This is a genomic window from Aeromicrobium sp. PFPM2_SD2, assembly GCF_057364525.1.
The window spans coordinates 1-3,925 of record NZ_JBNFNZ010000230.1; the positions used below are offsets into that span (position 1 = coordinate 1).

The following is a 3,925-nucleotide window of genomic DNA, read 5'->3' on the forward strand; positions in this document are numbered from 1 at the left end:
CGGGCGCAGGGCTCGTCGGCCGCCCCCGGTCGCGCTGACGCTGAGCCGCGACGGCTCGTCCACGACGCTGCGGCTGAGCCGCTCGTCGGCGACGTTCGGCACCGCGGTGAGCGGCACGGTGACGGTCTCGGGCGCCACGTCCGGCACGGTCACCGTCACCGCGGGTCGCGCGAGGGTGACCGCTCCGGTGAGCAGCACGGGCCGGGCGACGTTCGCCCTGCCCCGGACGCTCGCGGTCGGCTCGTACCGGGTCACGGTCCGCTACTCGGGCAGCGACGCGACCGAGCCGAGCAGCGTGACGTCCTCGCTGAGGGTGACGCGCAAGGCGACGGCGACGACCGTCTCGGCCGCCTCGCTCGTCAAGCGCGGCGCGTCCTTCACGATCACCGCCTGGGTCGGCGGCAAGGTCGCCGGCGTCAGCCCGACCGGCACCGTGAAGGTGTACGTCAAGACGCCAGGTGCCCGCGGCTACAAGGTCGTCAAGACCGTGCGGATGAGCAGCGCGGGCATGGTGACCGCCAAGGTGAAGGCGGCCAAGCGCGGCACGGCCACCGTCAAGGTGGTCTACGGCGGCGACGCCCGCTACGGCGCCAGCACGTCGCGGGTCGTGCGGGTCGGCATCCGCTGACCTGAGGACGCAGAGGGGCAGGGACCGTACGGTCCCTGCCCCTCTCGCGTGCCCGGGTCAGTGCCGCGAGCGCCAGGCCGTGGCCAGGCCGAGGAAGTGGTCGTCGGCCTCGGGCAGGCCCACGCTCACCCGCACGCCGTCGCCGGCGAAGGGCCGGACGCTGACCGGCGCCACGGCCTCGGCGAAGTCGAGGGCGTCGTCGCCCAGCGGCAGCCAGACGAAGTTGCCCTCGGCCGGCGGCACGTCGAAGCCGGCCTCGAGCAGCGCGTCGCGCAGCCGGGTGCGCTCGGCGACGCGGCGCTCGAGCTCGGCGAGCTCGTCGGCGGCGTCCAGCGACGCGATCGCGGCGGCCTGGGCGACGCCCGAGACGCTGAACGGCGCGATCGCCTTGCGGACCTCCTGGGCCACGTCGGGGTGCGCGACCGCGTAGCCGACCCGCAGCCCGGCCAGGCCGTACGCCTTGGAGAACGTGCGCAGGACGACGACGTTCGGGCGGCCGGCCAGCACGTCCAGGCCCCGGGCGGCGGCCGGGTCGCGGACGAACTCGACGTACGCCTCGTCCACCACCACCAGGACGTGCGGGGGCAGCGCGTCGACGAACGCCACCAGCGCGTCGTGCTCGACGACCGGGCCGGTGGGGTTGTTCGGGGTGCAGACCATGACGACCTTCGTGCGGTCGGTGACCGCGGCGGCCAGGGCGTCCAGGTCGTGCCGGCCGTCGGCCGTCAGCGGGACGCCGACCGACCGGGCCCCGGCCAGGCCGACGGCGATCGGGTAGGCCTCGAACGAGCGCCACGCGTAGACCACCTCGTCGCCCGGCGAGCAGTACGCGCTCAGCAGCGAGTAGAGCACCGCGACCGAGCCGGTGCTGGCGGCGAACGCCTCCGGCGGCTGGCCCAGCGCCTGCGCGAGCCGCTCGACGAGCGCGGTGTTGCCCGCGTCGGGGTAGCGGTTGATGCGGTTCAGCTCCCCGCCCAGGCGCTGCAGGACGCTGGGCAGCGGCGGGAACGGCAGCTCGTTGCTCGACAGCTTGTGCGCCTCGTCGAGCGCGACGCGGCCGGGCTTGTAGACGGGCATCGAGGCGAGGACGTCTCGCGAGGTCGGCGTGGGCATGGGGGCAGGGTAGTGGGCTGGCATGATCGCCCCGTGACCGCCGCCTCCGCCCGCAGGGGCTACGTGCTCGTCCTGGCCGGCGCCGTGCTGTTCGGCCTCAACGGCGGCATCTCGCGCATCGCGATGCGCGGCGGAATCGACCCGCTCCCCTTCACGTCCGCGCGCATCACCGGCGCGGCGATCGTCCTCGTGCTGGTCGCCGCCCTCTGGCGCCCGGCCGTGCTGCGTCCCCCGCGCGGACGCTCGCTGCTGCTCGTCGCCGGGCTGGGCCTGGTCGGCGTCGCGGCCCTGCAGCTGACCTACAACGTGGCCATCGACCGGCTGCCGCTCGGCGTGGCGCTGCTGCTGGAGTACCTGGCACCGGTGCTCGTCGTGCTGTGGGTGCGGGTCGTGCGGCGCGAGGACGTCCACCGCCGCATGTGGGGCGCCGTGGCCTGCGCCGTCGGCGGCCTGGCCCTCGTCGCCCGGGTGTGGCAGGGGCTCCAGCTGGACGCGCTGGGCGTGACGATGGGTCTGCTCGCCGCGGTCAGCTTCGCCGCCTACTTCCTGCTCGGCGAGCACAACGTCGGCACGCAGGACCCGCTGCACGTCATCGTCTGGTCGTTCGTCATGGCCGCGGTGCTGATGAACGCCGTGAGCCCGAGCTGGCACCTGCCCGACCTGACGCAGGACGTGTCGATGCTGGAGCGGCTCGACGACCTGTCCGTCCCGCTGTGGCTGCCGCTGGTCTGGGTCGTCGTGCTGGGCACCGTGACGCCGTTCTTCGTCCAGCTCGTGGCGCTGCAGCACCTGCCGGCCACGCAGGTGACGATGGTCGCCACGCTCGAGCCGGTGCTGGCCGTGCTGCTCGGCTGGGCGTGGTTCGCCGAGTCGCTCGCCGGCGTGCAGCTCGTCGGCGTGGTCGTGGTCATGGCCGGCATCGTCCTGGCCCAGTCGGCGCGGCGCTCGGCCCCCGCCGAGCTGCCCGCGCCACAATGAGGCCATGCCTGCCCTGCTCGTCACCTGGATCTCGAGCGCCGTGGCGCTCGCCGCGGCCGCCGGACTGCTCGGCGACCACATGCGCATCGCCGAGGACGGCGCCGAGTCGTCCACCGTGTGGCTGACGCTCGCCGTCGTCTCCGCGGTGTTCGCGCTCATCAACACGTACGTCAAGCCGGTGCTGAACGTGCTGTCGCTGCCGTTCATCATCCTGACCCTCGGCCTGGCGCTGCTCATCATCAACGCGCTGCTGCTCCTGCTGACCGAGTGGATCGCCGGCCAGCTCGACCTGGGGTTCTTCGTGGACGGCTTCGGCTGGGCGGTGCTGGCGTCCATCGTCATCAGCGTCGTCAACGCGGTCGTCAGCGCGATCATCGACTGACGTGGCCACGCTCCCCGCCCCCGAGGAGGACGGCCGCTACCGGCTCGCGGTCGTGTGCCTGGGCAACATCTGCCGCTCCCCGATGGCGCACGTGGTGCTCGAGCGCCGGCTCGAGGCGGCCGGCCTGGCCGACCGCGTGACCGTGACGTCCGCCGGCACCGGCGGGTGGCACACCGGCAACCCCATGGACGAGCGGGCCGCGGCGACGCTGCGGGCCCACGGCTACGACCCCAGCAAGCACGTCGCCCGCCGGTTCAGCACCGACTGGTACGCCGAGAACGACCTGCTGCTCGCGATGGACCAGAGCAACCGGGCCGACATGCACGAGCTGACCCCGACCGTGGACGCCGCCGGCCGGCTGATGATGTTCCGCGCGTTCGACCCCGAGGCCGCTGACGAGGACGCCGAGGTTCCGGACCCGTACTTCGGCGACGGCGAAGGGTTCGAGGTCGTCCTGGCGATGGTCGAGCGCACCGCCGACGTGCTGGTCGAGCGGCTGCGGGCCACGCTGACGACATGAGCGCCGAGGCCAGCCAGCCGACGAGCGTCCGCACCGACGCCTGGGTGTGGGCGGTCCGGCTGTTCGCCAGCCGGTCGGCGGCCACCACCGCCTGCAAGGGCGGTCACGTGCACGTCAACGGCAAGCGGGCCAAGCCGTCCCTGCCGATCCACGTCGGCGACCGGGTCGAGGCCACGACCCCCGGCGGCGAGCGGGTCGTCGTCGTCCAGCGGCTGCTGACCAAGCGCGTCGGTGCCGCCGTGGCCGTGCAGTGCTACACCGACCACTCCCCCGCCCCGCCGCCGCGCGAGGAGCGGCTGGCCGA

At 73.9% G+C, this 3,925-nt stretch carries 7 protein-coding genes; 5 read left to right on the plus strand and 2 right to left on the minus strand.

Annotated features, from left to right (window positions below; translation table 11 throughout):
- Window positions 1-198: hypothetical protein (locus AC2W7G_RS10915; protein ID WP_485868456.1), on the minus strand; the 198-nt coding region annotated here is incomplete at its 3' end.
- Between AC2W7G_RS10915 and AC2W7G_RS10920 the strand changes: the two genes are divergently transcribed.
- Window positions 119-628, plus strand: a complete 510-nt coding sequence (locus AC2W7G_RS10920) for an Ig-like domain repeat protein (protein ID WP_485868455.1) — start codon at window positions 119-121, stop codon at window positions 626-628. The two genes, AC2W7G_RS10915 and AC2W7G_RS10920, sit on opposite strands and share 80 nt — an antisense overlap.
- A 57-nt stretch (window positions 629-685) precedes the next feature.
- On the opposite strand, the gene AC2W7G_RS10925 is transcribed toward AC2W7G_RS10920, so the two are convergent.
- Entirely contained in the window at window positions 686-1,741 is a 1,056-nt protein-coding gene (locus AC2W7G_RS10925; RefSeq protein WP_485868450.1) for a histidinol-phosphate transaminase, read from the minus strand.
- A 33-nt stretch (window positions 1,742-1,774) separates the two neighbouring features.
- Between AC2W7G_RS10925 and AC2W7G_RS10930 the strand changes: the two genes are divergently transcribed.
- The 4 genes from AC2W7G_RS10930 to AC2W7G_RS10945 form a co-directional block, all read left to right on the plus strand.
- Window positions 1,775-2,719 carry an EamA family transporter gene (locus AC2W7G_RS10930; RefSeq protein WP_485868451.1) on the plus strand — a complete coding sequence of 315 codons (945 nt, stop codon included), beginning with the start codon at window positions 1,775-1,777 and terminating at the stop codon, window positions 2,717-2,719.
- Window positions 2,720-2,723: 4 nt separating this feature from the next.
- Entirely contained in the window at window positions 2,724-3,101 is a 378-nt protein-coding gene (locus tag AC2W7G_RS10935) for a phage holin family protein (RefSeq protein WP_485868452.1), read from the plus strand.
- Between the two features lies 1 nt (window position 3,102).
- Window positions 3,103-3,621: a low molecular weight protein-tyrosine-phosphatase gene (locus AC2W7G_RS10940; RefSeq protein ID WP_485868453.1), complete on the plus strand. Its 519-nt coding sequence runs from the start codon at window positions 3,103-3,105 to the stop codon at window positions 3,619-3,621.
- On the plus strand, window positions 3,618-3,925 hold a 308-nt coding region (locus tag AC2W7G_RS10945; RefSeq protein ID WP_485868454.1), incomplete at its 3' end, for an RNA-binding S4 domain-containing protein. The genes AC2W7G_RS10940 and AC2W7G_RS10945, both read left to right, overlap by 4 nt.

Excerpts from the sequence above, each read along its gene's own strand:
- AC2W7G_RS10925 (WP_485868450.1), bottom strand. The coding sequence starts at position 1,741 with ATGCCCACGCCGACCTCGCGAGACGTCCTCGCCTCGATGCCCGTCTAC.
- AC2W7G_RS10935 (WP_485868452.1), top strand. The coding sequence starts at position 2,724 with ATGCCTGCCCTGCTCGTCACCTGGATCTCGAGCGCCGTGGCGCTCGCC.